The organism is Brumimicrobium salinarum, assembly GCF_002844555.1.
Taxonomy (GTDB): domain Bacteria; phylum Bacteroidota; class Bacteroidia; order Flavobacteriales_D; family Crocinitomicaceae; genus Brumimicrobium; species Brumimicrobium salinarum.
On sequence record NZ_PJNI01000001.1, the window covers coordinates 136,565 to 156,366 of the forward strand.

The following is a 19,802-nucleotide window of genomic DNA, read 5'->3' on the forward strand; positions in this document are numbered from 1 at the left end:
TCCTAAGCATTAATTTTAAATACTTCCAAAGCATTTTGCGTTGTTATTCTTCCTATTTCTTTTTCGTCGACACTATAAATATCAGAAAGTTTTTTTGCAATTTGAGGAATGTATGCGCTCTCATTTCTTTTTCCCCTGAAAGGAGTTGGAGCTAAATACGGAGCGTCAGTTTCTAATACAATGTGCTTTAAATCTATATTTTGAATTGCCTTGTCAACTCCGCTATTTTTAAAAGTCACCACACCACCAATTCCCAATTTAAATCCTCCATAATTCAGGATGCGATTAGCTTGTTCTTCTGTACCAGTAAAACAATGAAAAACACCAAAAAGGTTATCGTCATTTTCTTGATCAAGCACCTCAAATATTTCATCAAAAGCATCTCTACAATGAATAACAATTGGCAATTTTTCTTCTTTTGCCCAATTTATATGCGCTCGAAAAGATTCAGTTTGTTCTTTCTGCAAACTTTTATCCCAATACAAATCAATTCCAATTTCCCCAATCGCAATATGGTGACCTTTCTTGAAATATGTTTTTATTTCTTCAAATTGTGATTCCCAATCTTTAATTACATCACAAGGATGAATTCCCATCATAGCATAGCATGTATCTGGATAATCAGCAACTAATTGTTCCATTTTTTTATGGAAGAAATATCAATATTTGGGAGAAAAAGTTTCTTTACACCATTGTCTATGGCGCGTTTTATCATTTCATCTCTGTCCTCATCAAATTGGTCTGCATAGAGGTGCGCGTGTGTATCGATATATGTCATTGTTTCTTAATTCTGTATCGTTTGTAAATTTTTATTCCAATCATGAGGGCTACCGCAACGGCAAAAAAGCCAACTGTTCCATAAATCCAATTGAGACTATTTTTCATGCTTACTAAGAAGACAATCGCTACCAAAGCCAAAGTTGCAACTTCGTTCCACAAGCGTAGTTTATTGGAATTCCATTTAAAAATATTCTTATTTAATCTGCTCATGATTCTCTGACAAACAAAGTGATAAACGAGTAATAGCACGACAAAAGTTAATTTGAGATGCATCCACGGCATTTTGAGTAAAGCAGGATTCACAATTAACATAGAAATTCCAAAGACCAGGGTAAGAATCATCGCTGGAGTTGTAATAATCCACCACAATTTTTTCTCCATAATCTTAAATTGTGCACTTAAAATATTCTTCTCTTCTTCGCTTTTATCTTGCGCCTCGGTATGATAAATGAACAAACGCACAATGTAAAATAATCCAGCAAACCAGCTGACCATAAAAATAATGTGCAATGCTTTTAATACTGTATAACTCATGACCAGCAAAGTTAAGGGATTCTTTATTATTTATACTAAAAGAAGCGGAATTCTCCTTGATGGGACTTAAAATGAAAGTCTGCGATGAATAATGTGGGGTATGCTTATCAATTTATCAAATGCTTGTATTAATTTTGTATAAAAAAGTAATGAAAGGAAAAACACCTTCAGCATCAAAGACCATCACCACAAAAATTGTTTTACCCAACGACACCAATCCACATGGAAACTTATTTGGAGGAGCACTTCTCGGTTGGATGGATGTCACCGCTGCTATTTGTGCGCAAAGACATAGCCGCAGAGTTGTTGTTACTGCATCAGTGAATAATGTATCCTTTGGGTCAGCCATTAAGGAATCTGATGTCGTTACTGTAGAGGCAAGTATTTCTCGTGCTTTTACAAGCTCAATGGAGATTTTTATCGATGTTTTTGTTGAAAATCAAGTTTCTGGTGAGCGCATTAAACACAGTGAAGCTATTTACACTTTTGTTGCAGTGGATCAAAATGGAGGAGCTATTTCGGTACCGCCTTTAATTCCAGAAACCGATGAAGAAAAAGAACGTTTCGAAGGTGCATTGAGAAGAAAACAATTGAGTTTAATCTTAGCTGGAAAAATGAATCCACAAGATGCTACCGAACTTAAGAAACTATTTTTACCCTAAGCAAAAATTACCAAAAAGAGGAAAGTGAAAAATCAGGATTCAGATTTATTTTTTCAAGAAAAACTCTTCCTTTGATGTGTCTCTGAGAGTGTTGTTTTAAATAAAAATAGCCCTTAAACATTTTGTGATTAGCTTGAATAAAAGCAAGGTTTTGATGAGATATAAACTGCTTTTTAAAAGCATCAACACTTGCTATTACCCCTCCTTTTTCATTTTTCATGTCCATTGGTGGCAATAATGCAATTTGAACCTCATTATCAGTAACTTTTATGTTTTTCAAATGATTTAAACTCGTTTTAAAACGTTTGAAACTGCTTATTTTCCAATAAATACCAATATCTGGAAGGCTATCTATCTTAACATTTTTCTTTTCTATTTGATTAAAGTTCTCATCAAAAACAGTCGTAATCGAGACGGACTTACGCGCTACTTTTCCACCCATTTGAAGACTTGCCACTCCTTCCCAACAACGTATAAAATCAGAGTTTAGAAAAGTACTTTTTACAAATAAATTCGCGATGCCTTGAGTTAAAAACTTATTATCATATTGGTTCCAAGTTTTAAGATTAATGTTCGTATAAGCCGTTAAATTATCAATGGATGATTCATGAATTGGTAGAGAATCTTTTTGAAGCTGTAAAGGGTGTTTTTTCACAGTTACCCAATCAAAATTAATCGCAAATCCACTTTGGTCGTATCCAAAATTAAAGGTAGCATAATCCGAAGTGTCCAGATAATCACCTCCCCTCATATTAATCACACCACAGTTTGATTTGTCAAGCTTGGATTTTATAACATCTTGAAGGGGTTGATCATTTGAAGTTGTATCAGACAGTAGACTTCCTGGCCAAGTTACAATAGCGTACCGGGTATATTTCTGTAAGCGATGTTGTCCGTCATTTGATTGATAAACATCATATTCATTTGATTTATTAGATTCAGCTCGGAAAAAAGTATTCAAAAACGTATTAAACTTCGAAGAGTCCACAATTTCAATATACAACTGACTTGTATTACTAATTGAAGTAGTAAAATAGCATTCTTGTAAATTTAATCCCGCACTACTTATAGCTTTTTTGGCTTGTCCGACAGCGAACCGATGCGCAAATTCAATATCACTTTTTTTGCTAAAATTGGAAAAGTCATTAAACAACTTAAGCAAATTAACATTAACAACCACATCAGCCGCCTTTACCTCATCAATAAGTGTAAAGGAGCTAGACTTGGAATTGTTCATTTTCAATTCAAGCAATAAAACAACTGAAAAAAATAAAAGAAAAAATGCTAATGCTATTTTAAGATAAAATCTCATTTTTGATCTAACTTATAAATCTCATTGATAAATTCGAGTAAAAAATACGCACCATTATCAAATTTATCATTTGTTTCAAAATCTAAACTAATAATCATTTCATTTTTCTTTATATCACTTACTTGAATCTCAGCTTTAGCCGTTTTATCCCCAAAATGTGAAATAATATCTATATCATCTTTTAAATCATAAAGCGATTGAACATCTTGATATATTTTAGTGAAATCCATATATCCATAAACCGATTTCGCCTCATTTGCATTTTTAATGACTGATTTTTTAAAACTGTTATTTTTAAAGCCATCTGGATTGTCCCTTACAACAGATTCGTCATTTGATATTAGAATCATACCTTCCTTTACGGCAATATAATAAGGAAATCCAATTCCATAAGGATCTTGTTTTATCACGTAATAGTCATTTTTATGAGACAGAACAGGGTCTTGAAACTTTGTAAATGCATTCAGGTATTTTTCCAACAAAAATGATTTCTCATTAGAAATAGCCATGGTCAACATAGGAATGCGATCCATGTAAGTGGTGTCTACTTCGGTATATTCAAAAGTTTCATTATCATATTCGTAAGAGATTTTAGATAATTCAACTTCTTTTATACCACCATAAGCAACCAACATTTGTGGTGGATACACAGAAGCCAAAACCTCCATATTGATAAACTCATCAACCGTTGCCCAAATGGCTGCACCGATTGCTTCGTCAGGATCATCAGATTTTTCTAACTTTGGTAAATAAACATCCTTAATAGCTTGATACGCATCAAAAGTGTTAAAATTATAGACAAAGAATCCTTGTGAATCTTTAGAAAGATAGTCTAATAAAATTGGATTTAATGTTTGATCATTTGCAGCCTGTAAAGCTTCTCCTAGGTGGTCAGAAGAACGAGAAACCCAATCGACCTCAATCCCTTCTTTTGTGAAATTGAGATAGGCATATTGTTTTAAATTTGCATATTCATTATATAAAAGATTCCCAAAAGGTTTGTGCCGAATTGAAGAAAAGTTATCTGGACTGTATATTGGATTAAAATAGAACTTGGCGTCTGCTACCGTTTTACTTACCTTTTTAAATACTTTATCATTAGATATTAAATTATTTTTGGTATTCGAAATTGATTGTAATTGTTTGTTTATAAAGTCCGCTTTCTCTACATTCATAAGTGAATCGACAACAAAATCAAATCGTTCCTTGCGTTTAAGGTATAATTGCTCTTCATCTGAGACAATTTCTGGCGAATCTGGTACTTCTTCAACAACCTCCATCTCTTCGGACTCTACAATAGTTTCCTCGTTAGGCTCTTCGAAATCAGGAATTGACTCTTTATACGGGCTATAATAATCATTAGACCAATATGGATTAGGAACCGTCCATCCATTTTTTTCATACAATCGTTCTGCTTGATATCTAAACTCATGGTGTTTCCAATTAACATCAGAAATTAAGCAAACATCATGAGCAATAATAATTGTTGTTCCTTCAGCTACAATAGGTTGATCATTGTTTAGCAATCTTTGTTCTTCTGCATTAAACAATTGTAGAAAATCGAGTTTATTCTTAATCGGAAGAACAACAGAAGTTGAAGAATAATTGTCATCAGCGATGCTATAGATAATGAGCTTTTTTTTATGATCAATTCCTAGTTGATTTAAATCGTTTACTTCAGCACTTCTTCCGTATAATTCCTTCAACATAGATTGCACAACTTCAAATCGATTTAACTCTTGTACAGGTACAGATTTACCGAATTTACCTAAGTCAATTTCAAAGACAGAGTAAACAGAGTCGGGAATATATTGACTTTGACCAAGGGCTATTCCAAAAATAAAAGTAAAACAAGTGGCTAATAATGTATTTTTCATGTAAACGTATTTAATTAAGTTTTTAACAAGAAGTTCTTTTAAGGATTGGTAAATATTTTATAATTCAACAATTCAGGATTTTTGATTATCTCTTGTGGATTAAGTTTAAGCATAACTGCTTTATTGTTTTTTGCAATTATTGCCTGACTTGAACTGACTTTTTGAACGGGTTTTTCAAATCGTTGAATAAACACAAATTTTCCTTCAGACAGTCGGCCATAGTCTTTGTCTTTCTGTAAATCGTTTTTCATACGATTGGTAATAAAAGAACCAAAAAACCGCGTATAAACATGGTCGTTATAAGTTAAGCGAATGTTCTCAATATTTTTAGAGGTTTGATTTTTATTAATCGATGCCCCTAAGGAAACTAAGCTATTTTTAAGATGGTTTAAAGATGCAAAATCACAGGAAAGGTTCACAATCCAATTTGTGGTATTCAAATCACCTTCAACATTGGTAATTCCCTGTTGAATAGATAATTCTTGAAGATACTCCTTGAATTTTTCTTTAAGTTGTGTTTTCGAAGGTACTTTTTTACCATCAATGGAGTCCAAAGCCATAATGGCATTAACTCGGGTGGTACTTGAGCTTAAATTGAGCGTGACTTTGTAAGTTCCAGATCCGTCGCTATTTATTTTTGTATCCTCGATCAATTCAATACATGATGAAAACGTCAATACAGCTACGACTACTATTAAAATCCGGATTAAATTCAATTTTAAATTTTTTTGATAAAAATAATACATATTCCTTTAATGACCAGCAAGATGCAAAAAAAAACATAATCCTGAATGCTAACTATGGATCAAGAGTTTTCAGAAACACATCGTTCCTTCGGGATTAATAGTCAGTATACAACTTGAGAAGTTATATTATCAGAAAATAATATTAATCACTACGTAAATTTTGAGACATACCTTTATCTATTGTTTAGATAAATTCAAATCAACATTTAATTTCATGTTAAAAGAATCGAACAAAAAGTTTTTTATTTTTTGGCTTTCTTTTGACTTTTAATATGTTGCTCAATCGCCATAGACATCGAAGGGATTTTTGGCTGTGGTGCGTGAATATCCAATCTTAAATTATTATCAACGATCGCTTTTGCTGTTGTGGGTCCAAAGGCAGCAATCAAGGTGTTATTTTGTTTAAAATCAGGGAAGTTTTTCAGTAAAGACTCTATTCCTGATGGAGAAAAGAACACCAAAACATCGTACTGAACACTTTCTAAGTCAGATAAATCTGAAGCAACAGTTCTGTAAAGCACAACCTTTTTATAGTTAATTTTTTCTTTGTCTAAGGCCTTTGGGATACTATCTCTAAGGATATCAGAACATGGCAATAAAAAAGTTTCTTTCTTATGCTTTTTTATTGAATCCATCAAATCGATAATGGTTTGTTTTCCAAAGAAAATCTTTCTTTTTCTGTACGTTACATACTTTTGCAAGTAGAAAGCTACCGCTTCAGAAATACAAAAATACTTCATTGAAGTAGGAACTTCAAACCTACATTCTTCAGCCATACGAAAATAATGGTCTGCCGCAGTTTTAGAGGTTAAAATAACAGCAGTATGCTCTGCATAATTTACTTTTTGGTCTCTAAACTCAGCCTTATCAACACCTTCTACATGAATAAAAGGTCTGAAATCAACTTGAAGGTCATAATTTTCAGCTAATGACAGATAAGGATTTTTATTATTTTCTGGTTCCGGCTGTGATACTAAAATTGTTCGAATACTCAAAATCTAGCAGTAATTTAGTTCCTAATTAACTCGAATTAATCAATGAAATTAGGGCTTAGCAGATGATACATAACAACTACTGGCCATATTTCCAAGCCGCAAAGATATAAAATTATATAATACCACACCACTTTATTTCGAATAGCAATAAGAATTCCTCTAAAAACCCTAATTATACTCAACAAAACGAAAATGAACAATATACTTTTGAATACAGTCTCCGAAAGGTTTGGATTAAGAATCCAAATAAGCAAAACAGGGATTAGCAACAAACCTATAACATGGGCAATATAATTAATGAGGAATATATTATTGTACAACCTTTTTAATTCACCACTGATCAATCCAGTAAAAAATAAAACAAAGAGTTGCAAAAAATAGTAAGCTATGGGTAATAGCATCAAAATAAAATGCTGATTTTCTTTATAAGATAAAATCATATAAACAGCAATTGCTGATGTTAGAAAGTAATTAAGCAACAACACCCAATTGGTTGTACCAAAAAAACGCAGCTCTTTTTTAGAAAATGGAACAGATGAAAAAGAATTAAAGAATGCCAGTCTGATATTATGAAAAGCATCTTCCTTCTGATATTTTAAAATTGCTAGAATAACCAAGGTGAATACCAACACATAAATAATCCAATTAGGAAACATTTCATTTCGAAAGATTAACTCGTATTCATTCATGGTATTGCTAACAATTTGCAAGATTTGTGATTATCCCGACTTAATAATGACTTTAAAATTACAAAAATATAATAACCAACGTTTCTATCAGAATATTTATCGATAAAGAGAAGATAATTCAGTAAATTTGGGGTCAAACAAAAAAATTAAATGAAAACAGACTTATATACACACCCAGATTATTATTCAATGGACGATTTACTGTCTGATGAACACAAATTAATACGCGATACAGCAAGAGATTGGGTTAAAAAAGAAGTTTCTCCAATAATCGATGAGCATTATGAAAAAGCAACTTTTCCAATGCACATTTTAAGTGGATTAGGAGAAATTGGCGCATTTGGTCCATACATTCCAGAGGAATATGGCGGGCCAGGATTAGATCAAATTTCCTATGGTTTAATCATGCAGGAATTAGAGCGTTGTGATAGTGGATTAAGATCTACAGCTTCAGTTCAAAGTTCGCTCGTAATGTATCCAATTTACAAGTACGGTTCTGAAGAGCAAAAACAAAAATACTTACCTAAATTAGCCACAGGAGAAATGATTGGGTGTTTTGGTTTAACAGAGCCAGATTATGGTTCTGACCCAGGAAATATGGTCTCTAATTTTAAAGATAAGGGCGATCATTACCTCTTGAATGGAGCGAAAATGTGGATATCTAATGCACCATTTGCAGATATTGCCGTTGTATGGGCAAAAAATGAAGAAGGAAGAATTCATGGATTAATCGTAGAGCGGGGAATGGAAGGTTTTTCAACACCTGAAATGCATGGTAAACTATCGTTACGTGCTTCTGCAACTGGAGAATTAATTTTCGATAATGTAAAAATTCCAAAAGAGAACCTACTCCCAGGAAGAAGCGGTCTTGGCGCTCCACTTTCATGCTTAGATTCTGCAAGATTTGGTATTGCTTGGGGGGCTTTGGGGGCTGCTATGGATTGTTATGATCAAGCATTACGTTATTCAAAAGAAAGAAAACAATTCAACGTTCCAATTGGTGCTTTTCAGTTAATGCAAAAAAAATTAGCAGAAATGATTACGGAAATTACAAAAGCGCAATTATTAACGCTTCGTTTAGGACAGCTCAGAAATGAAGGAAAAGCAACTTCTGCTCAAATTTCGATGGCCAAAAGAAATAATGTCGAGATTGCACTAAATATAGCTAGAGAAGCACGTCAAATGCACGGTGGAATGGGAATTACATCAGAATATTCTATGATGCGTCACATGGCTAATTTAGAATCTGTAGTTACCTATGAAGGTACACACGATATCCATTTATTGATAACAGGAATGGACGTTACAGGAATTCCAGCATTTACGCGTGAAATGCCTGAAAAAAAATAGACTTGGTAAGAAAACGCTAAAATCTTCGTTATGCTGCTTTATAACGATTGTGTATTAAAGCGTCAGATAATCATAAATTAAAAGAGTGAAACAATTGTTTTGCTCTTTTTCTTTTTGGTCAATTTTGAACAATTAATTCATATTTCTTTGCAATTAATCTAGGATAATATTATTTTTGCAATCGCTTTAACGCAATTTAATATTGAATTATAGAAAATGGTCCTATAACTCAGCTGGTTAGAGTATCTGACTCATAATCAGAAAGCCCCTGGTTCGAGTCCAGGTGGGACCACATTAAAAATGAAGCACTTACAGAAATGTAGGTGCTTTTTTGTTTAATACGCTGCCTAAATCAAGATCTTTGAAACCTTTTTCCATATTCAACTGTTCAAAATTATCTCCAATCCAGTAAAAAGAACGGTAAACATTGTCGAACTTTGTATAGAATGAATCAAATAATTAAAAAACATGCGTGTATTTATTTCTATTCTTGTCATAGCAATTGGATTAGGAGCTTGTGTTCCAGCTAAAAAGTATAATGACTTATTAGCAAAGGAGAAAAAATGTAGTGAAGAACTTAAAAAGTTTAAAACTTCCTCTTTAGACAATGAAGCGAAGCTAAAAACAGCACAAACACGCATGAACATAATGGAAAAAGACATTTCTCAATTAAAAGCAGACACTTCAGATTTAGGACATAAGTACCGTTCTTTACAATCAAAATACAAACAAGCCATTTCTATGGGTGCTGATTTTGAGAAAAAACTAGATGAGATAAAAGATAGCGATGCCAAACATTTGGCAAGAATGAGAGCAGATTTAGAAGCAAAAATAATAGAAACACAAAGAAAAGAAGATGCTTTGATGACCCTTGAAAAAGAGTTGAAAAAGAAGCAGTTACTTCTTGCCGAACGTGAACAAAGAGTTGCTGAACTTGAAGAAATTATACAACGGCAGGAAATGGCAGTAAAAGCTTTAGAAAGTAAAATTGCTCAAGCATTAAGAGGGTTTGAAGACAAAGGATTGAAAGTTGAAGAACGCAATGGGAAAATTTATGTAAGTTTAGAAGCTAAGTTATTATTTGCTTCAGGAAGCACCGTTGTGGAAGCTGAAGGAAGAAAAGCAATTATAGAATTAGCAAAAGCCATAGAAAACGAGAATGACCTAGAGATCATCGTAGAAGGACATACGGATACTGACCGACTGGCGAGTGCTTCACATCCAAAAAACAATTGGGAGTTATCTGTACTTCGTGCTACATCTGTTGTGTCAATTATGACAGAAAACTCAAGTGTAAACCCTGAAATTCTATCCGCTTCTGGTCGTTCAGAATTTCATCCTGTTGATCCTAGTGACAAAGCAAAAAACCGCAGAATAGAGGTGATTATTGCGCCGAGGTTAGATGCTTTATTTGAGTTGATTTCTAAATAGTGACTAGCCGGTAACATAGCAAATTTAAAAATGATTCTCAAAATTTATGTAATTTGTAAAAGTTGTCTGTTTCCTACCAATCACTAAGTAGTTTTTAATTTGAAAGTGTGAAAAGTAATTCAAAATTCAGGTTCAAAAAACCCACTTACTTCAACACAAACACAATAGCAATTATCTTTTTACTCACGCAAACCTCGCCTTGAGAAAGCGCGTGTTCCCATTTTGGCATTGATCTAATGGAGCGTTTGACTTCTTTATCAATTTCGGCATTCACTCCTTTGAGAATTCTGATATCAGTTAAGCTTCCATCTTTTTGTACCGTAAACCTAACATACATTTTGTGGGGTTTTCCACCTTCCTCAATTCTGGATTCTACTATGTTTTCCGCTATCCATTCCTCCATTGCTTCTTTTCCTCCAGGAAATTTAGCTTCTACATCTGGAAACTCAATCACCTTTGGAACGGGTGTAAGTTCGGGAAATTCTTGTTCGTATTCGGGTACTCTTGGCTCATCCCAAGGATAGCGTTGTCTGCTGTAGTTTATTTTCGCTCCGGATTTATTAAGAACCGCCAATTTGAGCGCATCCTGATTTGAATAATCGCTCAATCTATACATTAAATCATTACAATTCACTGCTTTCAAATTATTGAAATGAGCCAATTCACTCCAATTGAAACTTTCTATTTCTTCTTCAGTTAATCTTAACCGAATAGAGGTCAAGCTTTTGATTTCTCGCTTTTCAACCCAACCATTAAAATTTAAATCATTTCGAAGGGCCACTTTAATCAATTGCTTTTCTGTTAAATTGATGCGAGGATTATACTGGATTACACCATTCACTACTTTTTCTGTGAGTGTTAAGTTTTCATTTTCATCATAATAATAGATAAAGCCATTATAGAGTTCAAAATGTTTGAAATTTCCTTTTTCTACAACAGACATTCCATTTTGTAAATCTTTCGGCCTTTCAATCGAAGTGTTAACATCTAAAACATCTAGTTGAGCAACTTTATAAAGACTCCTAATTTCAGCGAGTTGCTTATTCTTGAAAATTAGTTTACTCCAATTTCCTTTTCTTCCTCCTATAATCTGGTTCTCTATCTCCTCAGAGTAATTGATGCTTGCACTCAACCCATTCCTTAATTCATAACTTTTAGATTTAAGGAATCCGTTTTCGTGGTAAAATATCCCAATTTCATCACCTTGCTGAATGCGCTTTTCTTTGTCCTTCAAATAAAAGTATCCTCGTATTCCCCCATAATCATGCAGGTAGACCATGTTCACGGTATCTCCCTTATCATAAATATAATTTTTCCAAGCAACAGCACGGAAATCACTTATTGATTCTTTTAAATTAGAAGGAATATGAATTGCTTCGGTTTCATTGGATTTCTGCGTAATCCACAATCCTGTTTTTCGGCCTTCAAGATCAATGAGGTTAATCTGATTTCCCTGTTTTTCATTTTTAGTAAGAACATTATCTCTTTTTCCATCAATAATCTGACTCGAAAACAGCAATCTTTTTCTTGAAGAATAATAGTTGACAAAACCATCTTTAAGTTGATAACCTTGAAATGTTCCTGTGTGCTCTGCGTATTGAGAATATCCAATTTGTGGAAAAAACTTGATTCGTGTGATTTCTCCATTGTCATAGTAAATAATCCTGCTATTGTTGATTGTGCTGTCTTTAATTGTTTTGGATAATAGCTGATTACATTGAAGAGAATCATATTCTTTAATGATGGACGCATTGAGAAAGACTTCTTTTTGGAGACATCCATTTTGAAAGTAATAACTCACATAAGGAACTTCGGTAGAAAAACGTTCTTTTCCAGACTTATATTTTCGGTTTCCATTGGGGTAATATTCTGTGAGAATTCCTTCATCATCCCACGTCTTTTTCAAATAACCCGACTGATCAAATTCCTCTTTAATAATTCCATTTCTTTTGTATTCTTTAAAACGAACTGTTCCATCTTCATAAAATCGGATTTTAACAGGAATTGAGTCTTCTGCTCCGTTCTTATAAATTGCTTGTCTCGATTGTTCCTTTTCGAGCTGAATTTTCAGATGTTCTTCACGCTTCCTTTTTGCTTTTTCTTCTTGAACTCTTTCCAACGCCTCTTCTTGACGACTAAGTTCAAGTGAATCTATAAATTGACCTTTCGTTGAAACCGAAAAATACTGCATATTCAAATTGGAGCCACTTCTATACTGCAAAGTGATAGAACGGTTAAACGGACCATGTCTTCTTGCCCATTTGGCATATAAATGAATCGTATCATTGGGCATAACCAATCTACTCGGCTCCATTCCATCCAAAAACCAATAAAGTGGATGATTTCGACTTCCTACTCTATGAATCAGAATAGAATCTGCGCTGTTATTTATTACATGAGCACGACATTTTTCGTAGCCATAGATCTTGCCAAAACTAATAGATTGGGCTGTATCACTCTTCAAGTAGAAATAGTAATCGACCCTATCTTTGGAGTATTCATATTGTCGATTTTCAGGCAGATCAACTTGTGCACAAAGAAAATTACTCATCAGTAATGTAAATAAGAGTTTAACTATTTTCATGTACTTTAAAAATAAAGAGAATGCTGGAAAGGTGGCACTAATTAACTATACATTAACGAAATAAGAAGCCTTTTTGAATAAAGTATGCTACCGCGAGATTTCACCTCGTGGACATACTTTATTTTACAAATCTCTTTTCTTCAAGGTGAAATAAGCTATCAAAAAGAATACCAGCATATAAGCCAAACAAAGTGCAAAGTTTATAGGAGTATCTAGGATATATGGAACATTTCCGCTACGTTCTTGTCCAGCTGCTATCATTTCTTTTAAAATTGGAAATGGCGTTAATTTTGAAAACGCGTTTAACGGCATAAATGCATAAATTAATTGAAACCCACCGTATGCCAGTATTAATCCAAGGATTGTTTCTGAGATAAAAGACAGGATAAAAATCGTAATTGAAACAGCTGTTTTTCTTAAAAGAACAGTGAGAAAAAAAGCAAAACTGAAATAGCATAAGGTTTGCAAAAAATAATAGGCAATGCTCTCAACACCCTCTAAAACAGTTGCATCTGAAGTAGTATTTACCAGACCAAAAATAAGCCCAGTTATAAACGTGTACAATGTTATGATCAATGAGAAAGAAAGCAACACCAAAAACTTACTAAATATAGCTTGTCGAATAGATAAACCGTCAATTACGTGCTGCCGAAATGTTTTATAATTGTATTCATTACTAATGACAATGACGGCTAAAACGCCCATCATTACGTTAAAATAACTCGAGGCGTAAACCGCAATTGGCCACACATCAGGGAATTGAAGCGCCGACCAATCTTTTGGTAAAAATGGTCCCATAAAATTGGTTATAAATGATGAGATGGCATAAATTGCAAGAGGTGAAATAACCGCATAAATAAGAAAAATAGCCCGTAAAGACTTTAATTTCCTCAGTTTCAAATATTCTATTCTAATTAGTTTTTTCATTGGTTAATGATTTCTAAGAATGTAGATTCTAAATTTTTCCTGTGCACCGCTAAAGCATTTAAATAAATTCCTTTTTCAGCAATCATTTGATTTACCTGCGCGGCAGATGTTTTTTCGTTTACACTGATTAAAATGCCATCGTCTTCTGATCGAACCAAATTAATGTCAGTTATTTCTGCTATGCAATCCAATAACTTTTGTGGATTATCAGCATTTATTTTTAAGATTTTCTCCTGAAGCATTAATTCATCTAAGGTACCTTCAGTAATTAAAGAACCATCTTTTAAAATAGCCACATGCGTACACATTTTTTCAATCTCATCTAAAATATGAGATGCGATAATAATGGTTTTACCTTCCTTTGCAATATTTAAAATTAATGATCTAATTTCAGCTATTCCTTGTGGATCTAAACCATTAGTAGGTTCATCGAGAACAAGAACTTCGGGATCGGCTAAAATTGCACTAGCGATAGCTAACCTCTGTTTCATTCCCAAAGAAAATGCTTTAAATTTGGTTTTTCTTCTCTCCCATAAATCAACACGTTCCAAAACTTTTTGAATGCGTACTGAAATATTTTTTAATGATTTTATTTCAGCAACGATTTTTAAATTATCAACTGCATTGAGGTAAGGATAGAAATTCGGAGTTTCTAATAAAGCTCCAATATTTTGACGATTTTCATCTAAAGATCCATTCTCAAACCAATTAAAATCACCGGCATCAGGTTTTATTACGCCAAGTAAGATTCCTAAAGTTGTTGTTTTACCACTTCCATTTGGCCCGAGAATACCATAAATTTGACCTTTTTGCACACTAATGTTCAAGTCTTTTAGCGCATGTGTGTTTTTATATGATTTTTTTAAACCGCTCGTTGATAAAATTTCATTCATGTAGCAAAATTTAGGTTAAAAATAAGCTAATTTATTTAACCCACTTTGTTAACCCGGATTATTCATGCATTTAATTTTAAATCTATTCTAGGCACAAGACCTAAAGTAATATATGTATATTTCGCGGGGCTTGTAACGACGAATAGATCAAAATTAAATCAAAATCTTACAAATACACAAATACCCAAAAATGGGTTTCTCAAATTTTACAGGAGATACAGTTAAAATACTGACTTACAGATGTTAATATTCTTAAACTTTAAGATTGGTGAATAATTCGGGTTAAGGAGACTATTTTTTGATCTTCAGTAGTGCTCAAAAGTTGCTGATCTTAAATTTGAAAATCAAGAGATTGCTTCATCAGTGAAAATCAGAATCCGAACGAATAATCATTCCATAAATTACTTCTTATTCCACCGTAAACAAAAAACTGATGCTTGAAATTGGCCGTATTTCCATTTTGAAACTCAACTCCTGGTCTTATGAACAACTCAATTCGCATTTTTTCAAAAACTTGGTAGTTTAATTCAGTTGAAAAATGAAAACGATTTAATTTACCATTTCCTCCAATTCTGTATCCGTACTCATAAGGCCGATCAGTATATGGTTGATAGATATCTGCACCAAAAGAAAGACTATCATTTGCGTCTTGGCCACCTTGTTGTACGAAAAAGAACTGTGGTTTCAAATGTAATTTGGGGGTGAATTCAAAGGCCATTTCAGTATACAACTCAACAAAATTTGCTCCTAAAGGATGAGCCAATGAACGCCCCTGATTACCATAATTTGTACTTAAATTAAGATGCGAATACGTAAATGGTCGAGCAAAATTTAACTCTATAAGCCATTTCATTTTTGTGTTTTGAAGACTGTTTTCACCTTTCACACCCAATTGACCACTGTATTTATTTGCCCACCATCTACTTCGAGTAATTAATTCACGAAACACAAAATCATCTATTGCAAATTGTCCATAGATCATAAATTTTGTAAACTCGTAACTTAAATTAAGCCCTAACAATAACCTGTCCTGCGATCCCAGGGCATACTCACTTGGTCGATAAAATAAAAACGGATTCAAATAAGTAACGTCATAACCGCGATTCATCAGCGTGTCTTTTGGAGCAAAAACAACCGATTCAAAAATACCAACTTGAAAACGTTTTGTGATTTTAAAATTAAAGAAATGCGTTGAAGCGAACTTTCGTTTCAATCCTTCATAGGGATTTTCTTTAAAGAATTGAAATAAATTACTCACCTCAATACGCCAAAACTGAGTTCTTAATTGAGCAAATGGATAAGGAGCTCCATAATCAGAAAGAAGTAATGACCTTTTTCCATGGCCTATAAAGTTTTGATCGATTCCCGCTTGAATATTCAAAAAAGTATAAGGTGTGTAGCTCAAGCGAATTTTAGGTTGTAATCCTATTTGAGATCCAGCATTATGATTATTCAAAAAAAACGTTTTATATACTTCGTGATATGAAGGTTGTGCAATTCCGCTTTCAAGATAATTCCCTGTTAATAGTATTCGTGCATAAAGTTGATCATTCCAATGTCCGGAGAAACCAAAACCTCCACCGCTAACAAATGAATATTGTTTGTTCTGCTCAGAAAGAAGTGCTCCTGCAACATGCACAACAGGAAAAAAATCTATTCCAAAAGTGTTTTTATTCTTAGAGGTAGATGTGTGTATAGGTAGTCCAAACAAAGGAGAGGACTTTAGGTTTGGTAAAATGGGATTAGACAAAGATAATGTATCATCAAAAAAGGTGTCTTCATTTAGTAAACCAACTGAAGCTGATCTAACATGGTTTTCTTGCGCATTGATCGCTGAAAAAAAACATATTATGGATATGTAAAACAATGTGCGCATTAAAAATCAAAGTATTGGTTATTAATCGCTGTACGCATTCCAATTGTTAGGGACCCGTTTGCTGTTGTTGGTGACAAATCTGTACTGCTTTCTCTATAATGTCCAGCTAAGAAAACTCTTAGTTGTGTAGCAGGGTTAACAACATATCCCAACTTAAAGTGTCCATTCAAAACACGTGTAAAATCATTGGGAGAAATAACTAGTTTTGATTCAAACAGCTGTGATTTATTCGTCATGGGTTGATGTGCATCGTAAAAAACGGCAGCAACTTCTGTAAAAAAACCCTTCCATTCGTAATTTAGTCTTATAACGACTTCCTTAAAGCCGTTACCTAAGGTGTGAGCTAGCGGTAAATTAAAATGTGTGTATGCCAAACGGGGATTGTTCGCTGCATATAAAGTTTTATTTGCATGATTATATTCAGCTTGAAAATGTAATTTTTTTACTCCAAAGACATTTGCATTGCGGTATCCCAATTGAAAACCAAAAGCTTTATTTTTAAAATCATCAGTTACTGTTTGCAGATAAACAAGATGTTTTGGGTGAAAGCGCCAACCGATATTAACTCCTAATAAGTTTTTTAAGTCGGATATTTCGCTCCCGTTTAAAGCAGTATTAATGCCAATTAATGGTTGATAAAAATAAGGATTTACGCGTTGACTAGATGTAGCTTCGTCCCTCAAATAGACAGTAGATTCAAAAACACCGATAGACAAAGTAGGTATGGGCTTATAGTTTAGGTAATGCACGCCAATTCCCTTTCTTTCATAAGGAGCTTCAATCAAGTTTGTGTGTACTTTACGAATTAAGTTAAGCTGTTTTCCACGCATCAATGTGTAAGATAGTTTAGGAGTAATTTTCCAATCGATAGAAAGATGCGTATAATTAAATGAATTATCAGATAACAATAAAGATCGATGTCCATACCCAAAAAACCTTGGCGCATTTCCGAATTGAAACGTTAACTTATCATTAGGAGTAAGTCGCACATAGCTGACCGAAGATGCGTAATCGAAACCATTAACTTTAAAAGGTTTTGTTCTTCCTCCACCAGGGATTACAGCATTCGTTTGCGTATAAACACCATTTTTGGGATAATACTCTCCGCGATCTGTAAAATAATCGGTTTGATAAGCTAAATACCTTCCTTGATTTTCGAAAAACGCAGTATAAAATGAAAATATATTTTGAATGTGTCCTTGCGCTTGAACGCCACGGGTATTTTGAAAGATGTAGTTAGCACCTTCATTTAGAACATCCTTTCCAATTGATAAATTCAATACGGGATCAACTGCTAACAAAAAATGTTTCCCTGTAGGTTGAATAAAATGTTCTTGAAACAGCTTCCGATAAATCCATGTTCGCGTGGTGTCTTTTTTGGGAAAATCAACTTGAGCTTCTGAATACGAAACAGGAAAAAAACCTTCTCCTAGCATGTCAGAATGAGCGGCTGATAATATAATTTGATCTTTAACATTACTAGATATCGGTAACAGAATTTCTTGACTAAAAATTGAGCTTTTAATCAACAAGATTGATATCAGAAGAAGTAAGTTAAATTTTTTCATTAATAAATGGATCTAATGACAAGTCAAGTATTTGATGAAAAGCGATAAAATGAGGGTTTTTCAGGTTGGCCTTATTGTATACCAAAGGAAGTCCCGTTTCAAGGTTTATTACCTGTCCTCCTAATGCTTCATAAATCGCTTGTCCAGCAGCAATATCCCATTCCATAGTTGGTGCAAATCGTGGATAAACATCTGCATTTTGATTAACTAATTCAAAAAACTTGAGGGCCGAACCCATGGCTTGCGCTACGACTTTACCCTTATTTTTTTCAATATGATCTACTAACTTTTGAAGATTTCCAGAATAATGACTTCTTGAAGAAATCATTCTCAACGGCTGATTGACAGTTTTAAATCGATTTAACGTTCTCCATTTTAAAGGGTTTAATGCATCTTCGTAAGTAGTTTGAAATGCTCCTATTTTTGTGATCCGATTATAATTTCTTTGTTTACAGGCGACGCAATTAAACCAAACACAGGCTGATTATTTTCAATCAGTGCAATATTAATAACAAATTCGCCATTTTTCTTTAAGAATTCTTTTGTACCGTCTAAAGGATCAACACACCAAGATTTTTCCCAATGTTGTCGAACATTAAAAGGTTTTTTCTCTAGTTCTTCGCCAGTAATAGGAATACCTGTTGTTGCGAGATGTTTTTGAATAATTTTTGAAGATTTAAAATCGGCAATGGTAACTGGACTTCCGTCTTCCTTATCAATTCGCTCAAAATCACCCGCATAAACATCCATAATAGCTGTTGAAGCTTCAAGTGCAGCTTGAATAACGATTTTATATTGATTGAAAAAATTATTCATTCATTAAATTTGAAACCAATGAACTAGCACCAATGCGCAGTGTGTTTGGATCAACAAAATCTTTTCCCAAATGTTTTTCAACGACTTCTAAATAAGCTAATGCGTCTTCATAGGTGCGAACACCACCACTTATTTTTAGTCCTACTTTTTGAGATGAAGGCAAATCAGCAATTACCTTAGCCATTGTTTCAACAGCCTCAATACTTGCACCAGGAAAATCTTTTCCCGTTGATGTTTTTATAAAATCTGCACCTCCTTCAATAGCTAATTCACTTGCTTTTTTAATTCTTTCGGCGGTTTTTAAATATCCCGTCTCTAAAATAACCTTCAAATTCCGTTTAGGCATCAGGCCTTTATAGGCTTGAACTTCTTCAACTACATGGGCATAGTTTCCACTATCGAAAGCGCCTAGATTAAGCACAATATCTACTTCATCAACACCTGCTTCTAGGGCGAGTTCACACTCATTAAGTCGGGTTGATAAAAAGCCTTGTGCATTTGGAAAGTTTCCAGCCACAACTGCAACATTAACTTTAGATTTTTCAAGTTTTTTAACGGCTAAGCTAGAGAAATTAGGAAACAAACATACAGCAGCTACAGGAAATCCCTTTTGCTCAAAGCTCAATGCTTGCTCTAAAAAGTCATTAATAGATGTTTCAGCATCAAAAGCATTTAAGGAGGTTAAATCTACTAAAGCGCAAACTTCTTTTTTTGTGTACATTTTAAGTGAATTATAAAGTTACAAAGTATAAAATTTCGATT

The 19,802-nt window shown here is 33.6% G+C and carries 17 protein-coding genes, 1 tRNA gene and 1 pseudogene; 4 read left to right on the plus strand and 15 right to left on the minus strand.

Annotated elements, in window-relative coordinates; genetic code table 11:
* Window positions 1-2 precede the first annotated feature (2 nt).
* Both CW751_RS00685 and hemJ read right to left on the minus strand, forming a co-directional pair.
* Window positions 3-778 (minus strand): annotated as a pseudogene (locus CW751_RS00685) (TatD family hydrolase).
* Entirely contained in the window at window positions 775-1,314 is a 540-nt protein-coding gene (gene hemJ / locus CW751_RS00690; RefSeq protein WP_101333032.1) for a protoporphyrinogen oxidase HemJ, read from the minus strand. Before hemJ ends, CW751_RS00685 begins: the two are co-directional and overlap by 4 nt.
* Window positions 1,315-1,463: 149 nt before the next feature.
* Between hemJ and CW751_RS00695 the strand changes: the two genes are divergently transcribed.
* The gene (locus CW751_RS00695; RefSeq protein WP_101333033.1) at window positions 1,464-1,976 is read left to right on the plus strand and encodes an acyl-CoA thioesterase; all 513 of its coding nucleotides are present in this window, start codon (window positions 1,464-1,466) and stop codon (window positions 1,974-1,976) included.
* Window positions 1,977-1,983: 7 nt separating this feature from the next.
* On the opposite strand, the gene CW751_RS00700 is transcribed toward CW751_RS00695, so the two are convergent.
* The 5 genes from CW751_RS00700 to CW751_RS00720 form a co-directional block, all read right to left on the minus strand.
* Window positions 1,984-3,288 carry a hypothetical protein gene (locus CW751_RS00700; RefSeq protein WP_101333034.1) on the minus strand — a complete coding sequence of 435 codons (1,305 nt, stop codon included), beginning with the start codon at window positions 3,286-3,288 and terminating at the stop codon, window positions 1,984-1,986.
* The gene (locus tag CW751_RS00705; RefSeq protein ID WP_101333035.1) at window positions 3,285-5,165 is read right to left on the minus strand and encodes a hypothetical protein; all 1,881 of its coding nucleotides are present in this window, start codon (window positions 5,163-5,165) and stop codon (window positions 3,285-3,287) included. Before CW751_RS00705 ends, CW751_RS00700 begins: the two co-directional genes overlap by 4 nt.
* A gap of 38 nt (window positions 5,166-5,203) precedes the next feature.
* Entirely contained in the window at window positions 5,204-5,881 is a 678-nt protein-coding gene (locus CW751_RS00710) for a hypothetical protein (RefSeq protein ID WP_133122088.1), read from the minus strand.
* A gap of 272 nt (window positions 5,882-6,153) precedes the next feature.
* Complete coding sequence (locus tag CW751_RS00715) at window positions 6,154-6,906, minus strand: uroporphyrinogen-III synthase (RefSeq protein WP_101333037.1); 753 nt, start codon at window positions 6,904-6,906, stop codon at window positions 6,154-6,156.
* A 35-nt stretch (window positions 6,907-6,941) separates the two neighbouring features.
* A complete protein-coding gene (locus tag CW751_RS00720) occupies window positions 6,942-7,595 on the minus strand; it encodes a DUF4271 domain-containing protein (RefSeq protein ID WP_101333038.1) in 654 nt (217 codons plus the stop codon).
* A gap of 150 nt (window positions 7,596-7,745) precedes the next feature.
* Here CW751_RS00720 and CW751_RS00725 point away from each other — a divergent pair, with 150 nt between their 5' ends.
* The 3 genes from CW751_RS00725 to CW751_RS00735 all read left to right on the plus strand — a co-directional run bounded on the left by CW751_RS00725 (window position 7,746) and on the right by CW751_RS00735 (window position 10,376).
* Window positions 7,746-8,945, plus strand: coding sequence for an acyl-CoA dehydrogenase family protein (locus CW751_RS00725; RefSeq protein ID WP_101333039.1), 1,200 nt, complete (start codon window positions 7,746-7,748; stop codon window positions 8,943-8,945).
* 218 nt (window positions 8,946-9,163) lie between these two features.
* A tRNA-Ile gene (locus CW751_RS00730) sits at window positions 9,164-9,237 on the plus strand.
* Window positions 9,238-9,413: 176 nt separating this feature from the next.
* Window positions 9,414-10,376, plus strand: coding sequence for an OmpA/MotB family protein (locus tag CW751_RS00735; RefSeq protein ID WP_101333040.1), 963 nt, complete (start codon window positions 9,414-9,416; stop codon window positions 10,374-10,376).
* Between the two features lie 145 nt (window positions 10,377-10,521).
* On the opposite strand, the gene CW751_RS00740 is transcribed toward CW751_RS00735, so the two are convergent.
* The 8 genes from CW751_RS00740 to deoC all read right to left on the minus strand — a co-directional run bounded on the left by CW751_RS00740 (window position 10,522) and on the right by deoC (window position 19,761).
* Complete coding sequence (locus CW751_RS00740) at window positions 10,522-12,960, minus strand: energy transducer TonB (protein WP_133122089.1); 2,439 nt, start codon at window positions 12,958-12,960, stop codon at window positions 10,522-10,524.
* 123 nt (window positions 12,961-13,083) lie between these two features.
* Window positions 13,084-13,887 (minus strand): ABC transporter permease subunit, encoded by an 804-nt coding sequence (locus tag CW751_RS00745; protein WP_101333042.1) that lies wholly within the window; start codon window positions 13,885-13,887, stop codon window positions 13,084-13,086.
* Entirely contained in the window at window positions 13,884-14,780 is an 897-nt protein-coding gene (locus CW751_RS00750; protein WP_101333043.1) for an ABC transporter ATP-binding protein, read from the minus strand. Before CW751_RS00750 ends, CW751_RS00745 begins: the two co-directional genes overlap by 4 nt.
* 370 nt (window positions 14,781-15,150) lie before the next feature.
* A complete protein-coding gene (locus CW751_RS00755; protein ID WP_101333044.1) occupies window positions 15,151-16,656 on the minus strand; it encodes a hypothetical protein in 1,506 nt (501 codons plus the stop codon).
* Window positions 16,656-18,224 (minus strand): hypothetical protein, encoded by a 1,569-nt coding sequence (locus CW751_RS00760; RefSeq protein ID WP_101333045.1) that lies wholly within the window; start codon window positions 18,222-18,224, stop codon window positions 16,656-16,658. The genes CW751_RS00755 and CW751_RS00760 overlap by 1 nt, the downstream gene beginning before the upstream one ends.
* The gene (locus CW751_RS15785; RefSeq protein ID WP_101333046.1) at window positions 18,211-18,552 is read right to left on the minus strand and encodes a 3'(2'),5'-bisphosphate nucleotidase CysQ family protein; all 342 of its coding nucleotides are present in this window, start codon (window positions 18,550-18,552) and stop codon (window positions 18,211-18,213) included. Before CW751_RS15785 ends, CW751_RS00760 begins: the two co-directional genes overlap by 14 nt.
* A gap of 89 nt (window positions 18,553-18,641) precedes the next feature.
* Window positions 18,642-19,040, minus strand: coding sequence for a 3'(2'),5'-bisphosphate nucleotidase CysQ family protein (locus CW751_RS15790; RefSeq protein ID WP_101333047.1), 399 nt, complete (start codon window positions 19,038-19,040; stop codon window positions 18,642-18,644).
* Complete coding sequence (gene deoC, locus CW751_RS00775; protein WP_101333048.1) at window positions 19,033-19,761, minus strand: deoxyribose-phosphate aldolase; 729 nt, start codon at window positions 19,759-19,761, stop codon at window positions 19,033-19,035. Before deoC ends, CW751_RS15790 begins: the two co-directional genes overlap by 8 nt.
* Between the last annotated feature and the right edge of the window lie 41 nt (window positions 19,762-19,802).